The sequence below is a fragment of the Xanthomonas sp. 3793 genome, from assembly GCF_024806835.1.
Taxonomy (GTDB): domain Bacteria; phylum Pseudomonadota; class Gammaproteobacteria; order Xanthomonadales; family Xanthomonadaceae; genus Xanthomonas; species Xanthomonas arboricola_F.
In genome coordinates this window covers 1-22201 of record NZ_JANTYU010000008.1, presented here as the reverse complement: position 1 = coordinate 22201, position 22201 = coordinate 1, and the positions used below count along the sequence as shown (strand labels likewise).

At 65.0% G+C, this 22201-nt stretch carries 19 protein-coding genes, 1 tRNA gene and 1 pseudogene; 6 read left to right on the top strand and 15 right to left on the bottom strand.

Translation table 11 applies throughout. From position 1 onward, the window contains the following. Nucleotides 1–154: 154 nt before the first annotated feature. Complete coding sequence (locus FHY18_RS21025) at nt 155–1717, bottom strand: sodium/sugar symporter (protein ID WP_259159731.1); 1563 nt, start codon at nt 1715–1717, stop codon at nt 155–157. A gap of 48 nt (nt 1718–1765) precedes the next feature. Here FHY18_RS21025 and FHY18_RS21020 point away from each other — a divergent pair, with 48 nt between their 5' ends. Next, nucleotides 1766–1984: a hypothetical protein gene (locus FHY18_RS21020; RefSeq protein WP_259159729.1), complete on the top strand. Its 219-nt coding sequence runs from the start codon at nt 1766–1768 to the stop codon at nt 1982–1984. Here FHY18_RS21020 and FHY18_RS21015 read toward each other — a convergent pair. Continuing rightward, nucleotides 1977–4589 carry an exo 1,3/1,4-beta-D-glucan glucohydrolase gene (locus FHY18_RS21015; protein ID WP_259159728.1) on the bottom strand — a complete coding sequence of 871 codons (2613 nt, stop codon included), beginning with the start codon at nt 4587–4589 and terminating at the stop codon, nt 1977–1979. The genes FHY18_RS21020 and FHY18_RS21015 overlap by 8 nt on opposite strands. Nucleotides 4590–5021: 432 nt before the next feature. On the opposite strand from FHY18_RS21015, the gene FHY18_RS21010 reads away from it, so the two are divergent. Beyond that, complete coding sequence (locus tag FHY18_RS21010) at nt 5022–6977, top strand: PhoX family protein (RefSeq protein WP_259159727.1); 1956 nt, start codon at nt 5022–5024, stop codon at nt 6975–6977. Nucleotides 6978–6983: 6 nt separating this feature from the next. Then, nucleotides 6984–7313: a hypothetical protein gene (locus FHY18_RS21005; RefSeq protein WP_259159919.1), complete on the top strand. Its 330-nt coding sequence runs from the start codon at nt 6984–6986 to the stop codon at nt 7311–7313. 41 nt (nt 7314–7354) lie between these two features. Here FHY18_RS21005 and FHY18_RS21000 read toward each other — a convergent pair whose 3' ends face one another. The 8 genes from FHY18_RS21000 to pcnB all read right to left on the bottom strand — a co-directional run bounded on the left by FHY18_RS21000 (nt 7355) and on the right by pcnB (nt 14379). Continuing rightward, nucleotides 7355–7981: an AAA family ATPase gene (locus FHY18_RS21000; protein WP_259159726.1), complete on the bottom strand. Its 627-nt coding sequence runs from the start codon at nt 7979–7981 to the stop codon at nt 7355–7357. Nucleotides 7982–7984: 3 nt separating this feature from the next. Continuing rightward, complete coding sequence (locus tag FHY18_RS20995; protein ID WP_259159724.1) at nt 7985–8329, bottom strand: type II toxin-antitoxin system prevent-host-death family antitoxin; 345 nt, start codon at nt 8327–8329, stop codon at nt 7985–7987. A 435-nt stretch (nt 8330–8764) separates the two neighbouring features. After that, entirely contained in the window at nt 8765–10279 is a 1515-nt protein-coding gene (gene pgi, locus FHY18_RS20990) for a glucose-6-phosphate isomerase (protein WP_259159723.1), read from the bottom strand. After that, entirely contained in the window at nt 10276–10656 is a 381-nt protein-coding gene (gene panD / locus FHY18_RS20985; protein WP_104582937.1) for an aspartate 1-decarboxylase, read from the bottom strand. Before panD ends, pgi begins: the two co-directional genes overlap by 4 nt. 176 nt (nt 10657–10832) lie before the next feature. Next, nucleotides 10833–11675, bottom strand: a complete 843-nt coding sequence (gene panC, locus FHY18_RS20980; protein ID WP_259159722.1) for a pantoate--beta-alanine ligase — start codon at nt 11673–11675, stop codon at nt 10833–10835. Further along, entirely contained in the window at nt 11672–12487 is an 816-nt protein-coding gene (panB, locus tag FHY18_RS20975; protein ID WP_259159720.1) for a 3-methyl-2-oxobutanoate hydroxymethyltransferase, read from the bottom strand. The genes panC and panB overlap by 4 nt, the downstream gene beginning before the upstream one ends. Before the next feature lie 35 nt (nt 12488–12522). Then, nucleotides 12523–13008 carry a 2-amino-4-hydroxy-6-hydroxymethyldihydropteridine diphosphokinase gene (gene folK / locus FHY18_RS20970; RefSeq protein WP_259159716.1) on the bottom strand — a complete coding sequence of 162 codons (486 nt, stop codon included), beginning with the start codon at nt 13006–13008 and terminating at the stop codon, nt 12523–12525. Between the two features lie 3 nt (nt 13009–13011). Beyond that, nucleotides 13012–14379, bottom strand: a complete 1368-nt coding sequence (gene pcnB, locus FHY18_RS20965; RefSeq protein WP_259159714.1) for a polynucleotide adenylyltransferase PcnB — start codon at nt 14377–14379, stop codon at nt 13012–13014. Between the two features lie 48 nt (nt 14380–14427). Here pcnB and FHY18_RS20960 point away from each other — a divergent pair. Further along, a tRNA-Glu gene (locus FHY18_RS20960) sits at nt 14428–14502 on the top strand. 432 nt (nt 14503–14934) lie between these two features. On the opposite strand, the gene folE2 is transcribed toward FHY18_RS20960, so the two are convergent. Further along, entirely contained in the window at nt 14935–15864 is a 930-nt protein-coding gene (gene folE2 / locus FHY18_RS20955; protein ID WP_259159713.1) for a GTP cyclohydrolase FolE2, read from the bottom strand. A 36-nt stretch (nt 15865–15900) separates the two neighbouring features. Next, nucleotides 15901–17052, bottom strand: a complete 1152-nt coding sequence (locus FHY18_RS20950; RefSeq protein ID WP_259159712.1) for an N-acetylmuramoyl-L-alanine amidase — start codon at nt 17050–17052, stop codon at nt 15901–15903. A gap of 219 nt (nt 17053–17271) precedes the next feature. Here FHY18_RS20950 and FHY18_RS20945 point away from each other — a divergent pair, with 219 nt between their 5' ends. Together FHY18_RS20945 and FHY18_RS20940 are read left to right on the top strand one after the other, a co-directional pair. Then, nucleotides 17272–17493 carry a hypothetical protein gene (locus tag FHY18_RS20945; RefSeq protein WP_259159711.1) on the top strand — a complete coding sequence of 74 codons (222 nt, stop codon included), beginning with the start codon at nt 17272–17274 and terminating at the stop codon, nt 17491–17493. Between the two features lie 517 nt (nt 17494–18010). Beyond that, on the top strand, nt 18011–18445 hold the full coding sequence (locus FHY18_RS20940; RefSeq protein ID WP_259159710.1) for a hypothetical protein: 435 nt from the start codon (nt 18011–18013) through the stop codon (nt 18443–18445). Here the strand turns inward: FHY18_RS20940 and FHY18_RS20935 are convergent. The 3 genes and pseudogenes from FHY18_RS20935 to FHY18_RS20925 form a co-directional block, all read right to left on the bottom strand. After that, entirely contained in the window at nt 18429–19928 is a 1500-nt protein-coding gene (locus FHY18_RS20935; RefSeq protein WP_259159708.1) for an MASE1 domain-containing protein, read from the bottom strand. The two genes, FHY18_RS20940 and FHY18_RS20935, sit on opposite strands and share 17 nt — an antisense overlap. Before the next feature lie 264 nt (nt 19929–20192). Continuing rightward, complete coding sequence (locus FHY18_RS20930) at nt 20193–21620, bottom strand: sugar porter family MFS transporter (protein WP_259159706.1); 1428 nt, start codon at nt 21618–21620, stop codon at nt 20193–20195. An 86-nt stretch (nt 21621–21706) separates the two neighbouring features. Beyond that, nucleotides 21707–22201: pseudogene (locus tag FHY18_RS20925) on the bottom strand (xylose isomerase); the annotation flags it as partial.

The following is a 22201-nucleotide window of genomic DNA, read 5'->3' as shown; positions in this document are numbered from 1 at the left end:
CGCCATGCAAGCAAGGTGACTGTCGCTGCTTGCCAGGTCATCGACGGATGCGCTAACGCAACGCGGCGCGACACCGAAGTGTCGCGCCGCGTTGCGTTTCAGGCCTGGAGCGGAGGGCAGACGATGCGTCGGCCACTCCAGAACACTCCCTGGCTTACCAGAACACCGTGTACAGCACGATCAGGATCGCGATCACGCCAGCGGCGCCGATCTTGAAGCCCAGCGTGGTGCCGTAGGCCACATCGTCGGTACGGATCAGGTCGCGTGCCTGGGTGGGTGCGGTCATCAACGACACCACCACCGCCAGCACCAGTGCGGCCAGGAACACCACGCCGATGCGGTCCATGAACGGCAGTTCCGGCCAGGCGAACTTCAGCGCGAACGACAGCACCACCGAGCCGATCGCCGCGGTCAGCGCGCCTGCTTCGTTGGCGCGTTTCCAGAACAGGCCCAGCATGAAGATGACCACCACGCCGGGCGTAAAGAAGCCGGTGAATTCCTGGATGAACTGGAAGCCCTGATCGAAGTTGCCCAGCAACGGCCGTGCGGTGAGGATGCCGATCAGCACCGACGCCGCGGCCACGATCCGTCCCACACGCACCAGCTGCTTCTGTTCGGTCTGCGGGCGGAACTTGGCGTAGAAATCCAGGGTGAAGATGGTCGCCACCGAGTTGATCTTGGACGCCAGCGAGGCCACGATCGCCGCCACCAGCGCGGCAAACACCAGGCCCAGGATGCCGGTCGGCAGCAGCTGCATCATGGTCGGATAGGCCTGGTCGGGCTTGGCCAGGTCCGGCGCCAGCACCACTGCGGCAATGCCCGGCACCACGATCACCAGCGGCATCAGCAGCTTCAGGAAGGCCGCGAACACCATGCCCTTCTGCGCCTCGCCGATGTTCTTGGCCGCCAGCGCGCGCTGGATGATGTACTGGTTGAAACCCCAGTAGCTGATGTTCATCACCCACAGACCGCCCAGCAGCACGCTCAGGCCGGGCAGATCCTTGTAGAACGGGTTGTCCTTGCTCAGTATCATGTGGAAGTGCTCGGGGTGCGCGCTCCACAGGTGCTTGAAGCCCGCCAGCACGCCGGCGCCATCGCCGATCCGCGCCAGCGTCAGCCCGGCCACCAGCAGGCCGCCCAGCACCAGCAGCGTGACCTGCACGATGTCTGTCAGCGCCACCGCCTTCAGCCCGCCGTACAGCTGGTAGACCAGCGCGAACACGCCGATCAACGCCAACGCCAGGGTCTGGTCCATGCCGGTGACCTGGCTGACCGCGATCGACCCCAGCCACAGGATCGAGGTCAGGTTCACGAACACGTACAGCAGCAGCCAGAACACCGCCATCAGCGTGCGGATCCACTTGCCGTAGCGCTGTTCCAGGAACTGCGGCATGGTGTAGATGCCGTTGCGCAGGAAGATCGGCAGGAAGAACTTGCCGACGATCAGCAGCGTCAGCGCCGCCATCCACTCATAGGAGGCGATCGCCAGGCCGATCGCATAGCCGGAACCGGCCATGCCGATGATCTGTTCGGCCGAAATATTCGCGGCGATCAGCGAAGCGCCGATCGCCCACCACGGCAACGACTTGCTGGCCAGGAAGTAATCCTCGGCGCTCTTGCTGTGGCCTGCCTTCTCGCGCGACACCCACTGCGCGAGCACGAAGATGCCGGTCAGATAGACCAGCACAATCACGATATCCAACGTCGCCAAACCCACTGCACTCTCCTGTCTGGCTCTGGGGTATGCGCCGACGATCAGGCAGGGATGCAGAAGGCCGCCGCCGCGCACCAGGTGCGCAATGGCAGCGCGGCGAACCGCGTCTGCAGGCCATCCCGGCCGATCGACAACACCGCCCCCGCGGCGGCTGATGGCACCACCGCGATCGGTGGCCGCTTCGACACGTCGCCGGAAGCGGCGACGCACGTGTTTCGCTTGACCTGCACCGTGCCCGGAAGCGTGCCCCCGGGCATGGGGATTACTTGACCGGGCAGTCCACCGTCACTTCGGCTTCGTTGAGCGCGCCCAGCGCCACCTTCGACACCGACAGATCCAGCGCAGCGCCGCTTTCGATGCCGGCGACCTGGGTCAGCTTGGTCACGTCGGCACCGGCCACCGCGAAGCACTTGAGCGGAATGCCCACCACCTTCCACTGGCCCTGCGGCAGCGCGGCCAGGGTCTTCTGCGCATCGACGCGGCCGCTGCACTTGTCGCCGCAGCCCACGCCCAGCCACACCGGCGCGGTCACCGCGCTGTCGCGGCGCACGCTCAGCTGCAGCTGCACATCGCCGTTGCTCTCGCGCGACACATCCACCGGCTTGCCGGACACCAGCAGCACGCTGGCAGGCTTGGCGCCGGACCACACCAGGCGACGTGCGTCTTCCTGCGCCTTGTGGTCGACTGCGGTCATCTTCAGACTGCCATCGGACAGGCCCACCGGCAGCGTGGTCGCCGGCATGTTGGCCTGGCCCGCATTGGACAGCTGCATCGCAATGCCGAGCGCCGGCTTGCCGCGCACGAAGTACACCCCGCCCACCGACTGCTCGCCGGACACGCCCGATTCTTCCGGCAGTGCGGCCAGGTCGCCCTTGTCGGCGTAGGTCAGGCCGAAACCGAACTTGAACTGCGGGTCGTAATCCTTCTGGCCCACGTTGTTGGCGAACTGCACCGCGGTCTTGGGCCAGGAGAAGCTGAGCTTGCCCTTGAAGTCGTTCTGCACGCTGCCATCGGCCTTGCGCAGCAGCACGTCGGCAATGCCCTCGCCTTCCGAACCGGGCAGCCAGGCGGCGACGAACGCATCGGCCACGTTGATGTACTGGTTCATCCACAGCGGACGCCCGCTCAGGAACACCGCCACCACCGGGATGCCTTCGGCCTTGAGCTTCTTGATCAGCGCCAGCTCGCTCTCGTCGCCCGGCTTGTACAGCAGGGTGGCGATGTCGCCCTGGAACTCGGCGTACGGGTTTTCGCCGAACACCACCACCGCCACATCCGGCTTGGTCTTGTACGCACCATCGACTGCCAGCTCGGCCTTGCCACCGGCGGCCTTGATCTGCTTGTCCAGGCCTTCCCAGATGGTGTTGCCGTTGGGGTAGTCGCTGCGCTTGGTGCCGGTGCCCTGCCAGTTCAGCGTCCAGCCGCCGGACTGCTTGCCCATGTCGTTGGCGCCGTCGCCGACCACCAGCACGCGCTTTTTGGGATCCAGCGGCAGGATGCCGGCCTGGTTCTTCAGCAGCACCAGCGACTCGCGCACCGCCTGACGGGCGATGGCGCGGTGCTCGGGCGCGCCCAGCAACTCGTACTTGCCGCCGAGCGGGCGCTTGGACGGCTTGCCGGCTTCGAACAGGCCCAGGCGCAGCTTGACCCGCAGGATGCGGCGCACCGCATCGTCCAGACGCTCGGTGCTGATCTGGCCGGACTTCACTGCGGCCAGTTCGGTTTCGTAGATGCCCTTCCAGCTGTCGGCGGCCATCGCCATGTCGACACCGGCAATGAACGAGGCCGGGCAGTTGTCGTTGGTGCAGCCCTTGACCTGGCCGTGGCCGTTCCAGTCGCCGACCACGAAGCCGCCGAAGTTCATGCGGCCCTTCAGCACGTCGGTCAGCATGACCTTGTTGCCGTGCATCTTCTCGCCGTTGAAGCTGTTGAACGAGGCCATCACCGTCTGCGCGCCGGCCGCAATCGCCGGCGGGTAACCGGCCGCGTGGATGTCGCGCATGGTGGCCTCGGACACCTTGGTATCGCCCTGGTCCTTGCCGTCGGTGGTGCCGCCGTCGCCGACGAAATGCTTCACCGACGAGATCACGTGGCTGCCGTCTAGGAACTGCGGCGTGCCCGGAGTGCCCTGCACGCCTTCGACCATCTTGCCGGCGAAGCTGGCCACCACGTCCGGCGACTCGGAATAACCTTCGTAGCTGCGGCCCCAGCGGTCGTCCTGCGGCACCGCCACGGTGGGTGCGAAGGTCCACTCCATGCCGGTGACGCGGGTTTCGGCGGCGGTGACTTCGCCGATCTTCTTGATCAGCTCCGGGTTGCGGGTGGCCCCTAAGCCAATGTTGTGCGGGAACAGCGTGGCACCGACGATGTTGCTCTGGCCGTGCACCGCATCGATGCCGAAGATGATCGGAATCGCGTTGCCGCCCTTGGAGGTGTCCATCGACGCTTCGTAGAAGGCGTCGGCCAGCTTCAGCCATTCGGCCGGGCTGGCGTCGTACTTGCCGCCCGGATCGGAGTTGCCGCCGGCCAGCACCGACCCGATGCGGTACTTGCGCACATCGTCCGGGGTCATGCTGGCGATGTCGCCCTGCACGGTCTGGGCGACCTTCTCTTCCACGCTCATCTTGGACATCACATCGGTGATGCGCTGCTCCAGCGCCGCGTCCTGCGTGAACGGCCACTTCGGCGACGGCCACTGGTCCGGATGGATGCTGGCCGATGCCTCGGCAGGTGCGGCAGCCGGCGTCGTCTTGCCGGCCTCGGCGGTGGTGTCCTTGCCTTGGCAGGCAGCCAGCATCAGCACCGCCGCAGCGGTAGCCAGAGAAAGGGCGCGACGCGCGACGGGCGCGGCGGTATGGCGAAGCAGCTTGTCCAAGATCCAGGTCTCCAGGGGTGTCTCCTGCCGCGATGCATGCGCCGCAGGCCTTCAGGCGGCGTACGCTCACGTGATTCAGCTACCCTGTCAACAACGCTCGCCCGTATGCCAAATGACGGGCAACTTATTGGGCCGGGCTATAGCCTTGGAATACCGGTAGCACCTGTCAAACCACGGAAAATCGCCAAATCCGGCGCGCCGCTTGGTCTTGCGCGATCCAGCGCTTTGCTGCATCGCACCACCGGGCCGAGGTCACAGTGCGCAGGCACCATGCCCTGCCAGGGGCAGGTCGCGTCCGCTTTCGCTGCAGCGTCCGAACCGGCGCCAACCGGTGAGCCTGCCGTCAAACAACTGTCATATCCCGGGCCTAGCGTGACCGCTTGCCGATGCGCCGTTGCCCATCGTTGATCGTTGCCTTTGCCTGGAGTTTCGATGTCCGCCTCCCCCGACCCCTCCCGTCGCCGCCTCATGCAACTGCTGGCGGCCGTCCCCCTGTTGCCGCTCGGCAGCGCCAGCGCCGCCGCGTTCCAGCAGCTGGGCAGCGCCGCGCTGGCGGCGCGCCCGCTGCGGCCTTCGGAAAACCCCACCCGTCTGGTCTCGGCCACTTTCCATGGCATGCCCGCGCCCAGCCTGGCCGACCCTGCCGCGATGGCCACCACCACGGTGGGCTCGGCGCTGACCGTGGCCCGTAGCGACGGAAGCACCCAGCACTATGCACTGGCCTACCACCCGTTCTTCGTCACCGGCGACCAGGTCCCCGACGGCAAAGGCGGCACCGTGCTGGCCGGCGGCTATTACGACATCCAGCATCGCCCCATCATCGACCGCTCCAAGCCCGGCGCCGAACGCCCGTTCTTTTCCGACTGCCCGGACGGCTCATCGCTGCTGACCCTGCCCGATGCCAAGGTGCCCGGGGTCAAGGGCAACCATGTGTTTGCGGTGGTGCAGTTCGAATACACCACCCGCGACCAGGCCGGCAACGACACCAACCGCCATCTGCCCGCGCCGATCGCGGTGCTGACGCTGGACCAGGACCCGGTCACCGGCAAGCTGTCGCTGGTGAAGTACCACAACGTCGACACCGCCCCGGTGCACGGGCTGTGGACCACCTGCGGCGCCAGCCTGTCGCCCTGGAATACCCACCTGTCCAGCGAAGAGTACGAACCCGACGCCACCGCACTGGCCGGCAACACGCAGTTCCGCAGCTACAGCACGCATCTGTACGGCGACCCGGACAAGGCCAATCCGTATCACTACGGCCATCTGCCCGAAATCACCGTGCACCCGGATGGAACGGGGAGCGTCCGCAAGCACTATTGCCTGGGCCGCATCTCGCACGAGCTAGTGCAGGTGATGCCCGACCAGCGCACCGTGCTGATGGGCGACGACGCCACCAACGGTGGGCTGTTCATGTTCATCGCCGACCGCAAGGCGGACCTGTCGTCCGGATCGTTGTACGTCGGCAAGTGGCACCAGACCTCCGGTGTCGGCCCGGGCGCGGCCACGCTGAGCTGGATCAAGTTGGGGCATGCCACCAGCGCCGAGATCCAGGCAATGGCCGACCGCCTCACCGCCGCCGACATCCTCGATGTGCATCTGAGCGACCCCGGCGATGCCGGCTTCACCAAGATCCCGTTCAACGGTACCTTCAACTGGATCCGCATCAAGCCCGGCATGGAAAAGGCCGCCACGTATCTGGAAACCCATCGCTACGCGGCATTGGCCGGCGGCAGCCTGGGCTTTACCAAGCTCGAAGGCACCACCGTCAACGCCCACGACAAGGTCGCCTACATGGCGATGTCCTACATCGTCACCAGCATGCGCAACGGCTCGGGCGACGTGAAGGTGGAAGGCCCGGATGCAGGCGCGGTGTATGCATTGAATCTGCGCGGCGGCCAGCGCGACAGCCACGGCGCGGCGATCCACAGCGACTGGGTGCCGATCGACATGGCGGCCCCGGCCGCGCTCACCGGGCATGACCTGGCTTCCGCCGATGCACTGGGCAATCTCGCCGACCCGGAGCGCCTTGCCAACCCGGACAATCTCAAGTTCTCCGAAGCGCTGCGCACCTTGTTCATCGGCGAAGACAGCAGCCTGCACGTCAACAACTTCCTGTGGGCCTACAACGTGGACAGTGGCGCGCTGACCCGCGTGCTGTCGGTGCCGGCCGGCGCCGAATCCACCGGCCTGCACGCGGTCGACCAGATCCACGGCTGGACCTACGTGATGAGCAATTTCCAGCACCCCGGTGACTGGGAAAGCCCGCTGCACGACACTGTCAAGGCGACGCTGGATCCACTGATCCGCGCCAACTACAAGAACCGCTTCGGCGCGGCGGTGGGCTACCTCACCGGCGACCCGGTGGCGGTGCAATTGAGCAAGGCGTAGGTGCAGATGGTGTGCTCGCAGTGCTGGCAAGGCGCTGCGAGCCGCATCGTCTTTCGTCCGTCGTATCACCTGCGCGACGGGCGCTTGCATGAGAACGTGTTGGTGTACGGCCATCACGCAGCGTCGAGGGCGCGGTGCCCTCACCGCTCGCGGGACACGCCGTTAACCCGTCCATGGGGGCTCGATGGCGGCATCCATGCCGCCAACGGTCCCGCAATCGGCGAGGACACCGCACCAGACAGTTGGCTGGTGGTCTTATTGAAAGCGATGCACGCCGGCCTGCAGCAGACCGGTGTGAAGTCGTTTACCAGCTACTTTATTTCCAACACGGTGTGAATCAGGCCGGCGGCTCGCGCAGGCAAGCCCGGATGCACAGTTCAAAACACGCGACGCGTTTCCAGTGCCGCCATCACGATGGGCTTGGCCCAACCGGGCACCTGCGCCAATTCGTCAGGCGTTTGCGGATACTGCAGGCCGCTGCGGTCCAGTTCCAGCACCAGCAACGGCGCAGCCTGCCCCGTGGCATCGGCCGGTGCGCTGTTGTCGTAGACGTGTAGCACCGACAGATGCGGCAGCAAGGCGATCAGATTGGCGCGCGAGGCATCGAAGCGCTCGCGGATCCTGTGCTCGGCGATCGCATGGCCACCCGCGGCTACCCGCGCTGCAACGCGTTCGATGTGCAGCTCCACTGTCGCCAGACCGCAGAACCAGATGGCCACCGTGTGCTGCGCACAGGCCTCGCGCAGCAAGCGCGGGATGGTGTTCGCGCCCAACGTGGTTTCGAAGGCATAGTCGCTGCCATCGGCCATCGCCTGGCGCAGCCGTCGCACGCCCTCCTGCCAGGCTTGCGCATTGGCATCTTCCAGTGTCCAGCCCTGCTCCACCAGCGCTCTGGTGAACGCATCCGGGTTGAACCAGCTGGCACCGTCTTCCCGCAGCAGGGTGCCCAGCAGCGAACTCTTGCCGGCGCCGTTGACGCCCGCCAATACCAGGATGTTTCCCATCGATCAGAGCGACGGTCCCAAGGCGACCTTGCGGCCACGGCGTGCGGGCTTGGCGATCACCTGGGCCAACACTGCGCCATCGACAACCGCGGCAAGATGCGCGTCGAATCTGGCCTGCAAGGCCTGCAGCGACTGCGCGCGCGTGGTCGCATCGGCAGACGCGCCGGCCTGCCGCACCAGATGCCGGTATTCCTCGGCATCCACCACCACCGCTTCGGGGTGATTGTGATTGGTGATGACGACCGCGCCGTGGGCGCGCACCTTGCGCATCAGGCTGGGCCAGCCCTTGATCTTGATATCGGCTGCCGGCGCTCTTTCGAGCTCGGGCAGGTCTTGATGGCGGGACATGGGGCGGTCCTGCGAAGTGAGTAGCTCCAGGCTACGCCAAAATGTCTATTTTGGGAAATTTATCCATTCTGGCCTCATTCCGCGAGGAGCCAACCAAAAGCAAGCAAGCGCAGCGAACAAAACGTAACGGGCGTTCGTCAGATAGGTGCAGGCGGCGCAGGAACCGGAATGGACAAGTGTTATTGCAGACCGATTCCGAGCACCGGCCGCGCTCGCCTGTCGGTGGTGCAACAGTTTTGTTGGCTGCTCCAAACCGTCACGGCCGGTCATCAGGTGGCTGAGGGAAGACGCACTCGGACCGGAGCATACGAGTGGCACGCGTCGCATCGAGCCCCGGCTGCGCCCACCTGGCAGCAAACGTAGTCGAGTGTGAGCCGCTCCAAACTGAAACGGGGCCCGCAGGCCCCGTCGCTTGACGCCACAGCTGTGAGCCGCTCAACCGCGCAGTTTGGCCAGCAGCTCGCGCGTCACCGGGTCGGCCACGTCGGCCGACTCGCCCTTCAATGCCGGCAACAACTGGCTGGCCAGCTGCTTGCCCAGCTCCACGCCGAACTGGTCGAACGCATTGATGCCCCACATCACCGACTGCACGTAGACGCTGTGCTCGTACATCGAGATCAGCGCGCCCAACGCCTGCGGGGTCAGCGCGTCGAGCAGGATCACCGTGCTCGGGCGGCCGCCCGGATAGCTGCGGTGCGGATCGCTGCTGTCCTGGCCGTTGGCCAGCGCTTCGGTCTGCGCCAGCACGTTGGCCATCAGCGCGACGTGGTTTTCCGCATACGGATCGTCGTTGTGCACGGTGCCGATGAAATCGGCCGGCACCACGCTGGTGCCCTGGTGCAACGCCTGGAAGAAGCTGTGCTGCACATCGGTGCCCGCACCGCCCCACCACACCGACACGGTGTCGCTGTCCACGGCAGAACCGTCGAGCTTGACCCGCTTGCCCAGGCTCTCCATCACCAGCTGCTGCAGATACGCCGGCAACAAGGCCAGGCGCTGGTCGTAGGTCATCACCGCATGCGTGGCGCTGCCGAGCAGGTTGCGGTTCCACACCGCCGTCAGGCCGTGCAGCACGGCGACGTTTTCTTCCAGCGGTGTGTCGAGCGCATGCGCGTCGAACTGCGCGGCGCCTTCCAGCAATTGTTCAAAACGTTCGAAACCAATCGCCAGGGCGATCGGGAAACCCACCGCCGACCACAGCGAATAACGGCCACCAACCCAGTCCCACATCGGCAGCACTCGGCTCGGCGCGATGTCGAAGGCCTTGGCGGCACGCTCGGGGTTCGCGCTCACCGCGTACAGCCGCTCGCTGCCGCCCAGCCAGGCGTGCAGGATGCTGCCGTTGAGCAGGGTTTCCTGGGTGCCGAAGGTCTTGGAAATCAGGATGCCGGCAGTGCGTGCCGGGTCCAGCGTGGCCAGCGTGCGCTGCATCGCCGCGCCATCGACGTTGGAGACGAAATGCACGCGAAACCGCGCACCCGACGGCGCACGCAAGGCATCGGCCACCAGCCGCGGCCCCAGGTCCGAGCCGCCGATGCCGACGCTGACGATATCGGTAACGTCGGTGGCTTCCAGTTGCTGGATCAGCGCGCCCATGCGTTGGCGTACTTCCGCAGCGGTTGCATACGCTTCTGAGGCCACCGGCGCATCGGTCAGGTCGCCGCGCAACGCGGTATGCAGTGCAGCGCGCTGCTCGGTGACATTGACCTGCTCGCCGCGGAACAGGCGCTGGAACGCGCCGGTCAGGTCACGCTCGCGCGCAATCGCGAACAAGGCATCGAGCGCGGCGCGATCGTACTTCTGCCGCGCGAAATTGAAATACAACGGACCGACCTGCCTGGCGTACTGCGTCGGCCGTTGCGGCTCGGCGGCAAGCAATGCGGGGATGGCAGCGCCGCGCAGGCGCTGGGCGTGGGCGTGAAGCGCGTCGAATCCGTTGGTGTGTGTCATGCGGCCTGCGTGGGGATGCTGTGGTTGGTGTGGGTGATCGTGTTGCTGCCGTCCACATATACCAGATTGGGCTTGAAGGTCTCGGCTTCGGCTTCGCTCATGCTGGCAAACGCCGCAACGATGATCAGATCACCGACCTGCACGTGACGCGCGGCGCCGCCGTTGAGCGAGATGATGCCGCTGCCTTCCTCGGCACGGATGGCATAGGTGCTGAAACGCGCACCGTTGGTGACGTCCCAGATATGCACCTGTTCGAACTCACGGATGCCGGTGGCTTCCAGCAGCAGGCCGTCGATGGCGATCGAGCCCTCGTAATTGAGCTCGGAATGGGTGACGGTGGCGCGGTGGATCTTGGCTTTCAGCAGGGACAGGTGCATGACGGGCAACGGCAAAGGAAAGCCGGCATTTTAGCGGAAAGCGCTCGTGTGCACCGGCCTGCCCTATAACCGGAGGTAAGGGCTTCAGGCCGGCGTCGGACAACGCGCCGGTGCGCCGAAGCGCAGGCGCCGCCGGTCATGGCCCAATCCGGCGCATGCAGCAGCATTGGGACCGCTCAGAATTCCAGGTTGTCGATCAGCCGCGTGGTGCCCAGGCGGGCGGCGATCAAGACCACGCGCGCGCCGGTGTGGCTGTCGCCCGGCTCGCTCAGGTCGGGCAGCCGCACTACCGCGTAATCGACGCGGAAACCGGCCTGTTCCAGCGCCTGGGTGGCAGCCTCTTCGACCTGCGCACGCTGGGTGCCGGCAGCGTAGCTGTCGCGCATCTGCAGCAGCACCTTGCGGATCTGCGCCGACACCGGCCGATCCTCGGCCGACAGATATTGATTGCGCGAGCTCATCGCCAGGCCATCGGCCTCGCGCACGATGCTGCCGCCCAGGATCTCGATCGGAAACGCCAGGTCGGCCACCATCTGCCGGATCACCGCCAGCTGCTGGTAATCCTTCTTGCCGAACGCTGCCACATCCGGCTGCACCTGGTTGAACAGGCGCGCCACCACCGTGCAGACGCCGTCGAAATGGCCTGGACGGCAGACGCCTTCCAGCACGTCGCTGACGCCCGGCGCGTGGATCGGCGTGGCCAGCGCGGTGCCGAGCGGATACATGGTGTCCACGTCCGGCAGCCATAGCGCATCGCAACCGGCGTCTTCCAGCCCGCGCAGGTCGGATTCAGGGGTGCGCGGGTAACGCGCGAAGTCTTCGTTCGGGCCGAACTGGGTCGGGTTGACGAATACGCTCGACACCACGCGGTCGGCGTACTGGCGCGCCAGCATCACCAGCGAATAGTGGCCGGCGTGCAGGTTGCCCATGGTCGGCACCAGTGCCACGCGCAAGCCCTCGCGCTTCCAGCCGGTGACCAGGGCGCGCAGGGCGGAAAGATCGGTAATGGTCTGGATCATGCGGCGTACGCGTGCTCTGCATCGGGGAAGCTGCCATCGCGTACGGCCAGGGCATAGGCACGCACCGCGCCGGCCACCGAACCGCCTTCGGCCAGGAAATCCTTGACGAACTTGGGACGGCGATGGCCGCTGTCCAGGCCCAGCATGTCGTGCATCACCAGCACCTGGCCATCGCAGCCCGGGCCGGCACCAATGCCGATGGTGGGCACGCTGAGGTCGGCGCTGATCTGCGCGGCGATCGGCGTGGGCACGCATTCCAGCACGATCATGCTGGCGCCGGCATCGACCACCGCCTGCGCATCGCGGCGCAACTGCTCGCCTGCCTCGCCGCGGCCCTGCACTTTGTAGCCGCCAAACCGCAGCACCGATTGCGGGGTCAGTCCCAGGTGCGAACACACCGGGATCTCGCGCTCCACCAGGTAACGGATGACATCGAGCTTGTGCCCGGCGCCTTCGATCTTGACCATCTCCGCGCCGGCCTGCAGCAGCAAGGTGGCCGCATCGAGCGCGCGCTCGGGCGTGGCATCGGCCTGGAACGACAGATCGGCCACCAGCAAGGCCCGCTCCAGCACGCGTGCCACCGCGGCAGTGTGATAGACCATGTCGGCGGTGGTGACCGGCAAGGTGGAATCGTGCCCCTGCACCACCATGCCCAGCGAATCGCCGACCAGGATCAGGTCCACGCCATTGGCGTCGAAAGTCCGCGCGAAGCCGGCGTCGTAGGCGGTCAACATGACCAGTTTTCGACCCTCGCGCTTGGCCTGCGCCAAGGCGGGCACGGTCCAGGGCTTGCTGTCGGTATGGCTGCTCATGAAGTCATTACGTGGGGTGATAAGCCGGCCATTATCTACCCAATCGGCTCCAGCCCGCAGACATCGATGGCCTGCAACGCGTGTCGCACTGTTCCATGGCCTGGAATGATCGCCTCTGGCGCCAGCTCGAACAGCGGCAGCAGGGCGAAGCCGCGCGCGTGCAGATGCGGGTGCGGCACCTGCAACCGTGGCAGGTCGATCACCTGATCGGCGTACAGCAGCAGATCCAGGTCCAGCGTGCGCGGGCCCCAGCGCTCGCCGGCCTCACGCTGCCGGCCGAAGGCCTGCTCGATGCCCAGCAAGGCATCCAGCAGCGCCAGCGGGGCAAGCCCGGTCTGCAGCTGCGCCACGGCATTGATGAAGTCGGGCTGGTCTTCGCGGCCCCAGGCCGGTGTGCGGTACAGGCGCGAGGCGGCAATCAACGTGGACTGCGGCACCTCGCCCAGCGCGGCGATGGCCGCGCGCACGCTGGCCTCGGCCGGGCCCAGGTTGGCACCCAGGCCGACAAAGGCGGTGTGCATGCCCTACTCGCCTGCGGCAGCGCCGGTGCGGCGGCGGCGGCGGCGACGCTTGCGCGGCGCACCCTCGTCGCCGTCGTGATCGGCCTGCGCAGAGTCGATCGCATCGACCAGCTCCTGGCCGGACGATTTCTGCGCCTCGCGCCAGAACTCGACATCGGCAGCGTGATCGGCAGAGGCAAACTGGCGCAGCACCAAGAAGTCGAACGCGGCGCGGAAGCGCGGATGCGACAGGGTGCGGAACACACGCTTGCGTTGACGCGACGAGAAGCGCGTCTGCAGCAGCCAGATTTCCTGCATCGGCAACGAGAAGCGGCGCGGCAATGCCACCCGCTCCAGCTGGTGCAGGGTGACCCGGTCGGCGGCGCGACGCTGCGCATCTTCCGGCTGCACGCCCTGCGCCTGCAGCGCCATCAATGTGCGGCAGAACGCCGGCCACAACAGCAACGCAAACAGGAACGCCGGCGACACCGGCTCGTCGTTGGCCACGCGCGCATCGGTATTGCGCAAGCCTTCCAGCACCATCGCGCGCAAGGCGCCGCTACGGTTGGATTTGAGCGCCGCCGCACTTTCGGGGAACAGCGCGCCAAGCAGACCGTAACGCTCCAGGCCTTCGAAACTCGCCACGCCGTGCCCGGACAGGAACAGCTTGAGAATCTCTTCGAACAGCCGCGCCGGCGCGGCTTCGGACAACAGCCCGGCCAGACGCGGGATCGGTTCTGCGGTGCCGGCTTCGATGTCGAAGTTCAACTTGGCCGCCAGCCGCACGGCACGCAGCATGCGCACCGGATCTTCCTGGTAACGCAGCTCCGGGTCGCCGATCAACTTCATCAGCTTTGCCTGCACGTCTTCGAAGCCGCCGCAGTAGTCGCGCACCGAAAAATCTTCGATCGCGTAGTACAGGGCGTTGCAGGTGAAGTCGCGACGGATCGCATCGTCTTCGATGCTGCCGTAGACGTTGTCGCGCACCAGCCGGCCGTTATCCAGTTCGCGGTCGCCGCTGCCGTCGTCGATATTGGCGCGGAACGTGGCCACTTCGATGATCTCGCGGCCGAACACCACATGCGCCAGACGAAAACGGCGGCCGATCAATCGGCAATTGCGGAACAGCGCCTTGACCTCTTCCGGCGTGGCACTGGTGGCGACGTCGAAATCCTTGGGGTGGCCGCCGACCAGCAGGTCGCGGACCGCGCCGCCGACCAGGTAGGCGCCAAAGCCGGACTCGCGCAGGCGATACAGCACGCGTAGCGCGTTGGGGCTGATGTCCTTGCGCGAAATGGTGTGCTGATCGCGCGGGATGACGCGCAGCGTGAACGGGGATGTAACTGAGGGTTCGATGATGGCGCTTCCGTCTTGTGTTGCAGGATTGCCCAACGGCTATTACCTCACTATACTAGCGCGCTGCACAAGACGCGACAAAACGCTCCCTTCGTCTAATGGTTAGGACGTGGCCCTCTCAAGGCTAAAACAGGGGTTCGAGTCCCCTAGGGAGCACCACGTTCGTCCTGCCGCAGACCACGCCAAGGCCCCGCATTGCGGGGCTTTTGCGTTGTTGGGCAGCGGTGACTGCCGCTGGCCCGGTGAAGCGCGATGATCCCTTCCCAGGCCAGACAAGCCCACCACCCATGCCAACGCCATCGATCCGATGTGCCCGGATGCGCCGATTGGCCGAGGCCGGTTACGGCGCCGGACACTGCGGGGTTGGCCTTGTCGCCGATTGCGCACCTCAGCTCTGCGGCTATCGTGCAACCTGGCGGCGGCGCGCGGGCTTGGCCCTGTCGATCACCCCACGACAAACAGCATGTAAGGCCCGATCAACACATAGACCTGCACGAGCGCGCGTCCGCATCGACGCAGCGTACGATCAACGTGGCACTTGCGCGCAGCGACGGCAGATCGAGGCGGATGTTTGCACTGCATGGCAACTCCTCACTGGGCGAAGGGATCAAACGCGTCGGCATCGGCATGACTGCCGGTTTCGGCGACGGCGTCGTGGGCATGCAGGCTTTCCAGGTGACGCACCGCCACGTCGAAGGCCGTGTAGCGCTCGGCCAACGCCATGCGCAGACGCCGCGCGGCATCTTCCACATACATCAGGTTGGCGCCATTCAAGCGGGCGAATGCCTGCTCGTCGATACGCCGTACCGCGGCCTGCACCGGCGTTGCCAATGCCTGTTCGCAGACGCCGATCAATGCGCGGATATCCAGCCGCTGCAGGCAGGCCAGCAGATCCACACGCACCTGCGCCACGCTGCGCTGACTGTGGGGCGTGGCGTACGAACCGTGCACCTGTAGCCACTGCGCAATGTCGTCCACCTGCAGCATGGCGCGACCTGCATGCTGCTGCACGAAGGCCTCGCTCAACAACTGCCGCGACAACGCGGCCGAACACGGGCAGGTCGAGGCATACAGCACGTCGATCTGCAGGCTGACCAGGCTGCGCCCTTCCCTGCATTGCGCGTCGATGCGTACCGGGTAGGCGCGCCACCCGGCCAGGCCCTCGCTGAGCAAGGCCGGCGTACGCAGCATCACCTCGAGCGACAGCGTCACCCGCGCCGCGCGGCTGCCGCAGTCGGCATGACTGTCGATCAAGGCCTGCAACAACTGCGACAACATCGCCGGCGAGACCGGCTGTTCCAGATGCCGATCCAGCAGGCGGTACAACCGCGACATATGGATGCCCTTGATCTCCGCGCGCGGCAGGTCGACCTGCACGCTGGCGCGGGCGGCGACGGTGCCACTGGGCTCGGCCTCGTCCAGGCGCACGGGGATGGCAATATCGTGCATCCCCACCCAGCGCAACGGTGCGCTCAACGTGGGCAGTTCGGTAACGGCAACATCGGGAAGCGTGGCGGACATTGATCGCTCTGAGAAAGGGAAGATGGCGATCGCGCCTCAAGCGCGACCGGGGAAGGCCTGGAAGTAATCGTCGATGCCCGCATGCAGCGTCTGCGCCAGCTCGTCCTGATGGGTACCGCCGCAAAGCCTGTTGCAATCGTCGCGATTGCTCATGAAGCCGGTTTCCACCAGCAACGACGGAATATCCGGCGACTTCAGCACCGCAAAGCCGGCCTGCCCCACCTGATCCTGGTGCAGGCGCGTCACCTGCTGCAGGCGGCCGAGCATCAGCTTGCCGAACTGCAGGCTGCTGGCGATGGTGCCGCTCAGCGACAGGTCGGCCAGCACCTGCGACAGCACCGGGTTGCTGGGCACGCGCAGGCGGCGTGCGCTGTCGCCCATGTCGTCGGCGGCGTTTTCGCTGTCGGCAATCCAGCGGGCCAGGGCCGAGCTGGCCCCGCTCTCGGACAAGGCGAATACCGAGGCGCCACGCGCCTGGCTGTTGGGCGCGGCATCGGCATGGATGGACACGAACAGATCGGCGTTGTGCCGATGCGCGAGCAGTACACGCTCGTGTAGCGGCACGAAGCGGTCGTCGCTACGGATCATGCTCGGCCGGTAACGCGGATCGGCCGCCAGGCGCTGGTGCAGCCGCCCGGCCACCGCCATGGCGACATGTTTCTCGTAGCGGGCATCCGCGCTGACCGCCCCCGGATCCTTGCCGCCATGGCCGGCGTCGATGGCGATTACGTACGGATGCAGGCGCGAGCGTGTGAACGCAGCCGCCGCAATAGCCAGATCGGCTGCGGACAACGGGACAGTGCCGGAAGCGGCAGCAAGATCGAATACCAACGCACTGCCTTCCCACCGCGGCGTGGCCGTCAGCGGCTGCGACAGGTCGAGCACCACGCGTAGCCCGTCACCATGGGGGCCGCTGCGGATGGCGGCGACGGCGAGACCCTCGGGCAATGGATCCATCTGCGGTGGCTGCGCCGAAATGCCCGACAGATCGATGACCAAGCGCGCCGGGTCGGACAGGCTGAAACTGCGGTAGGCGACCTGCGTACTCAAGGCGAGTCGAAGTCGCAGCCCCGCCTCCTGACGCTGCAGGGTGCAGTTGCGCAGCCGCGGCAGCGATTGTCCGTGGACCAGGCTCGGCGACAGCACCAAGGCTGCGCCGACGGTGCGCAGCACCTGCCGCCGCCTCATCGGGCCAATCCCGAGGGACCGACGCGGCCACCGCGGCACCTGGAGCACGGAAGGTTCGGCACGGTGACCAGGCAAATGACACTCTGCGGCAAGGAAAGCGACACGACGTGACAAGACTAGTGATGGATAAAGTGTTATAAAGTAACACTTACTGCGCAAAATCAAGCCTGCCGTGCCCCGCCAACGTCCTCACGTTCACGTTTACCGAAGAGCACCACGATGCCCCCCGCCATCCCCGACAGCTATACCGCCTGGCGCCACTGCATTGAAGTCGACTGCGCCCAGCCACTGACCGCGCCTTTCATCGCCCAACGGCTCGCCAGCCTGCGCGATCTCGGCGACCACCACACCCAGCAATTCCTGCGTCGCTGGGGCGAACCTCATCGTCGGCAGGTAATTGGATGGTTCGAGCATGCGCAAACCGCGCTGAGCACGTATTAATGCTTGGCCGGAGTGGAAGGATGACAAGTCGATTTATCACTCAAATATCTTCGACAACACATTTCAGCCCGAAAAAACCCAGTGACATTACTCGACAAATTCCCCGCGACGCTTTCATTGACGCCATGAAAAAGACCGGGTAACGACCATTCCCCACTGACGGGCAAGTCATCTGGCCGAGCCCGTGGATGAGCCTGATCCAGTCCCACACAGGATGCACACCTGTCGGTATGGGGATCGACGTGCCCCTGGACCGTGAGCTGGCACGGCGGATCCAGACAGCGTGCAGAAACACCAATAACCAACACCGGAAAGCACGCGCCGGAAAACCGGCACCACCTAAAGTGATATTGCTGCCATGCCTATTCGCATGCATGTCGCCGAGTCAACACATTGGCGCGACGCGTATCCAATGAAATTGGACTCAGCCCCTCACGGAACTACAGAGAAACACGTACCGTAGGCATGCCTGAATTGCAGGCTAGATAGTTCCCGATTAAGGGAAAAAGGCGAAGTCATGGAAGTGAAGGCAAAGCTAGCAATAAAGACTCTAGGTGCCCTCGCCGTCGCAATGCTGGCAGGTATCGGATCGGCAAATGCCTGCTGTCCAGGCGATGGTACGGTTGCCTCGCTGGCTGCTACAGGGCTAGGCGAGTCGGCACCGCGTGCGACTAACCTGGCAGTAGATCCGACATGGCGGATCTACGAGTTTCAACGCGAGGGAATGCTGTATCTGCAGATCAACGATGCAAGTGGCGTAGTCCGCGGTGCGGTCGGCCGTGCAGGCGAGCTTCTCTGGGTACTGCCAATGGGCAAGGACGTCAGTCGCGTCACAGCCTCGACCCTGGTGGTTCCGGCAACAGCACAGTTGGTATATCAGACCGACAATTTCACCGTGTATCTGATTCCGAGCACATCTGGAGAGCGCTGGATCGTCACACGGACGAAGTGACAGATGCCTGTTCGGCAACCAGGAAACTGAGGACCAACGCATGGCGGCGACGAAAAGTACCGCCATGCGCTTTCAGTCGCGTCCGCAATTCGTTGCTTGCCTCGGGCGCATCACGATGCACCACGTCCAGTAGAGAACTATCAGCGAAGATTCTGATCACCACCCCCTGTGCGTTACGACCTTTCCATGCACGGGCCTGTATGAGATGCCGCTTCGCCTGCGGAAGCATCTCTAACGCGTTCAGCACGCATCGATAGGCCGCCAGTTGCAAGCCCAGTGAAAGATTGCTGCAATTGCCACGCAACGCGTGATGGATCTCCGTGCCGTAAAAACGCGCCAATGCCGGTGAACGCAGGGCTTGATACACGCCATGAGTTTCGATCTCAAGCGGATACAGCCCGGCGACGTATTCGTGCAGCAGCTGCGACTCGATGACTCCCGCTCTGGTCAGTTCCATTGCTGCAGCATGGTGCCCACGTTCGCGTAGCTGAGCGACACACTCCTTGCGCAGTCGGTTGATGTGAACATTGATATCAGAGTAGTCCACAACTCGGTTGCGCAGAGTGCGCTCAGCCGCGAGATAACCGGCCTGAGCGAATTGCAATGCTTCCAACTGTACTTGGCCGTGGTTGCCAGCCTGTGCGTATACAGAAGCCAACTGCGAACCGAGGACAAATAGACCCGTCGCAATGACAGCGATCAGCAGCTGGACACTAAATAGTTCCGGGTCGTAAGCGGCAATCCCATATTTCGAGCGCGACAAGGCGGCAATAAGATTTGCCAGCAATGCACCAACCGCTGCGCCGCGCCAACCGTAGCGGAGCGTCAGAATGATCGCCGGCCCAACCAGCGACACCATCAAGACCTGTCGTAGCAGCGGCTCCGGAACGACATTGGCAGTGCAGAACAAAACTGCCATCGCCAATCCCGCGAGGGTACTGTCGCGCACCAGGTTGCTGGGCGGATCGCTTTCTTTACGCCGATGCCATAGCAGACCAGGCAACAGAAACATCAAGATGCCGAGATAGGACCCCAGCCATGTGCGCAACAAAATCTCCATGGGAGAACTGGCGACGGGACCGCCAAGCGTGGCATTCAGCGCCATGCCGCAAAGCGTGCTCCATAACGCCAGGAGCGCCATCAACGGAAGAATTGCGTTGCGGGTCATCACGTTCAGCGTGTGCCGACGGATCGCAGACACTGCAAGCGCAACTGCTGGTGCAAGCAGGAACGGGCTCATGTACGCCCACATCGGCGCGTAATCCCTTGTCTCCAGCATGGGGATGCGCAACCAAAGCATCGCGGCAGCATCTCCCGCTAGCAGGAACGGCCAGCGACGATACGGCATGAATAGAAGAGACGCCGCCCTCAAACCAGCGGGCAGATACCACTGGTCGACAGACAAATGCCAGACAAGTAGATAGACGACGCAATAGCCCAGACTGAGGAGAAGCCCTTCCGCCAGCTCTCTAACAACTGCCATGCAACCACTCCCTGGTTCTTCGACGAATTTTGCCTAGTGTGAAGCCAATTAGCACATCGCGTATAGCCGAAGCGCACAGATCGCGAGAGTGACATCGACAGCGGATCCGTGCTGCTCCCAGGCAACAAGCGCCTTGCAACAAGGATGATGCACTCCCCAGCGGCGATGTGACCATGCCGGGCGGATGAACACGCTTCTACAAGAAGGCCGCGCGTTGCGCGGCCTTCTTCGTTTTCCATGCCGATATCGGCACAACAGACAGAATCAGCCCTCCATCTGCTCCAGCTCCTTGCCCTTGGTCTCGTAGACGTACTTGAGCACGAAGAACACCGAGATGAAGGCGGCGACGGTGTAGATGCCGTAGGCGCCGGCCAGGCCGATGCTGCCGAGCAGGATCGGGAAGCTGACGGTGATGGCGAAGTTGGACGTCCATTGCGCGGCACCGGCAATGGCCAGGCCCGAGCCGCGGATCTGGTTGGGGAACATCTCGCCCAGCATCACCCACATCACCGGGCCCCATGAGGCGTTGAAGAACACCACGTAGACGTTGGCGGCCACCAGCGCCAGCATGCCCATGGCATCGGACATGGCGAGCTTGCCGTTGGGGTCCAGCGAGGCGGTGGCGAAGGCATAGGTCACCAGGGCCAGCGACACCGCCATGCCGGCCGAGCCGATCCACAGCAGTGGCTTGCGGCCGATCTTGTCGACCAGCATCACTGTGACCAGGCAGGCGCCGATGCTCAGGCCGCCAGAGAGCACGTTGATCAGCAGCGCGTCCTGTTCGGAGAAGCCCACCGCCTGCCACAGTACGGCGCCGTAGTAGAACACCACGTTGATGCCGACCAGCTGCTGGAACACCGCCAGGCCCACGCCGATCCAGACGATCGGGCGCACCTTGCCGGTGGTCTTGCTGATCAGATCGGAGAACTTGGGCTTGTGCTGGTCGGCCGACATCGAGGCGGAGATTTCGCCCAGCTTGGTCTGCGCGGCGGCGTTGCCGTACAGGCGCTTCAACACCACCAGCGCCTGCTCGCGGCGGCCCTTGACCACCAAGTAGCGCGGGCTTTCCGGAATGACCAGCAGCAGCAACAGGAACAGCAAGGAGGGAATCGCCTGCATCCAGAACATCCAGCGCCAGGCCGCCTGCCCGGCCCATAACGGTTCGGTGGAGGCACCGGCGGCGTTGGCCAGCAGGTAGTTGCTCAGGAACGCGCAGAACAGCCCGCTGATGATGGCGATCTGCTGCATCGTGGCGAGCCGGCCGCGATAGCGCGCGGAGGCGACCTCGGCGATGTAGGCCGGCGAGATGACGCTGGCCGCGCCCACCGCAAAGCCGCCCATCACGCGGGCGAAGATGAAGAAGCCGGAGCTGTGCGAGGCACCGGCGCCAATGGCCGAGAGCAGGAACAGCGCCGCAGAAATGATCAGGACCGCGCGGCGGCCCCAGCGGTCGGCCAGGCGGCCGGCAAAGAAGGCGCCAATGGCGCACCCCAGCAGCATCGAGGCGACTTCGAACCCGGTCTCGGCGGCGCTGGAATTGAAGGTCTGCTTGAGCCCGTCGACGGTGCCGTTGATCACGCCACTGTCGAAGCCGAACAGAAAGCCGCCAATCGTGGCCACACAGCTGATCAGGATGATGAAACGGGTGTTCTCGCCGGCATCGGGGGCGCCGTCAATGGAGACACTGGACATGGGTTCACCTGGAAACATGCAAGGGCGCGGCCACGGGGCGACCGCCATCGGCCGGCGACGCGCACTGCGCCGCCGGCCACGGGACATCAACGCGTCAGATACTGGTTGATCAGGTTCTCATACGCTTCCTGGCGCCCGCTGACCTGCTTGGGCGCGTTGCCGGCCGCGTAGCTGGCCAGGTCCGCCAGCGTGCTGCTGCCGTTGGCAAAATCAGCACCGGCACCGCTGTCGAAGCTGGCGTAACGCTCGGCGCGCCACTGCTCCAGCGGCGACGACGTCAGCAGCGCGTTGGCCACTTCCAGGCCGCGTGCGAACGCGTCCATGCCGCCGATATGCGCCAGGAACAGATCCTGCGGATCGGACGATTCGCGGCGCACCTTGGCATCGAAGTTCAAGCCGCCCGGTGCCAGCCCGCCCTGCCGCAGCACCACCAGCATCGCGCCGACGGTGTCGTACAGGTCGGTCGGGAACTGGTCGGTGTCCCAGCCGTTCTGCGGGTTGCCGCGGTTGGCGTCGATGCTGCCCAGCAGGCCGGCATCGGCTGCCACCTGCAGGTCGTGCTCGAAGCTGTGGCCCGAGAG

Coding starts and splice junctions, on each gene's coding strand:
- folK (WP_259159716.1), bottom strand. CDS start 13,008: ATGCACACCGCCTTTGTCGGCCTGGGTGCCAACCTGGGCCCGGCCGAG.
- FHY18_RS21000 (WP_259159726.1), bottom strand. CDS start 7,981: ATGGGAAACATCCTGGTATTGGCGGGCGTCAACGGCGCCGGCAAGAGT.
- FHY18_RS20940 (WP_259159710.1), top strand. CDS start 18,011: ATGGAAGTGAAGGCAAAGCTAGCAATAAAGACTCTAGGTGCCCTCGCC.
- folE2 (WP_259159713.1), bottom strand. CDS start 15,864: ATGTCCGCCACGCTTCCCGATGTTGCCGTTACCGAACTGCCCACGTTG.
- FHY18_RS20935 (WP_259159708.1), bottom strand. CDS start 19,928: ATGGCAGTTGTTAGAGAGCTGGCGGAAGGGCTTCTCCTCAGTCTGGGC.
- FHY18_RS21020 (WP_259159729.1), top strand. CDS start 1,766: ATGCAGAAGGCCGCCGCCGCGCACCAGGTGCGCAATGGCAGCGCGGCG.
- FHY18_RS21005 (WP_259159919.1), top strand. CDS start 6,984: ATGGTGTGCTCGCAGTGCTGGCAAGGCGCTGCGAGCCGCATCGTCTTT.
- pgi (WP_259159723.1), bottom strand. CDS start 10,279: ATGACACACACCAACGGATTCGACGCGCTTCACGCCCACGCCCAGCGC.
- panD (WP_104582937.1), bottom strand. CDS start 10,656: ATGCACCTGTCCCTGCTGAAAGCCAAGATCCACCGCGCCACCGTCACC.
- FHY18_RS20950 (WP_259159712.1), bottom strand. CDS start 17,052: ATGAGGCGGCGGCAGGTGCTGCGCACCGTCGGCGCAGCCTTGGTGCTG.
- FHY18_RS20995 (WP_259159724.1), bottom strand. CDS start 8,329: ATGTCCCGCCATCAAGACCTGCCCGAGCTCGAAAGAGCGCCGGCAGCC.
- panB (WP_259159720.1), bottom strand. CDS start 12,487: ATGAGCAGCCATACCGACAGCAAGCCCTGGACCGTGCCCGCCTTGGCG.
- FHY18_RS20930 (WP_259159706.1), bottom strand. CDS start 21,620: ATGTCCAGTGTCTCCATTGACGGCGCCCCCGATGCCGGCGAGAACACC.
- FHY18_RS20945 (WP_259159711.1), top strand. CDS start 17,272: ATGCCCCCCGCCATCCCCGACAGCTATACCGCCTGGCGCCACTGCATT.
- panC (WP_259159722.1), bottom strand. CDS start 11,675: ATGATCCAGACCATTACCGATCTTTCCGCCCTGCGCGCCCTGGTCACC.
- FHY18_RS21010 (WP_259159727.1), top strand. CDS start 5,022: ATGTCCGCCTCCCCCGACCCCTCCCGTCGCCGCCTCATGCAACTGCTG.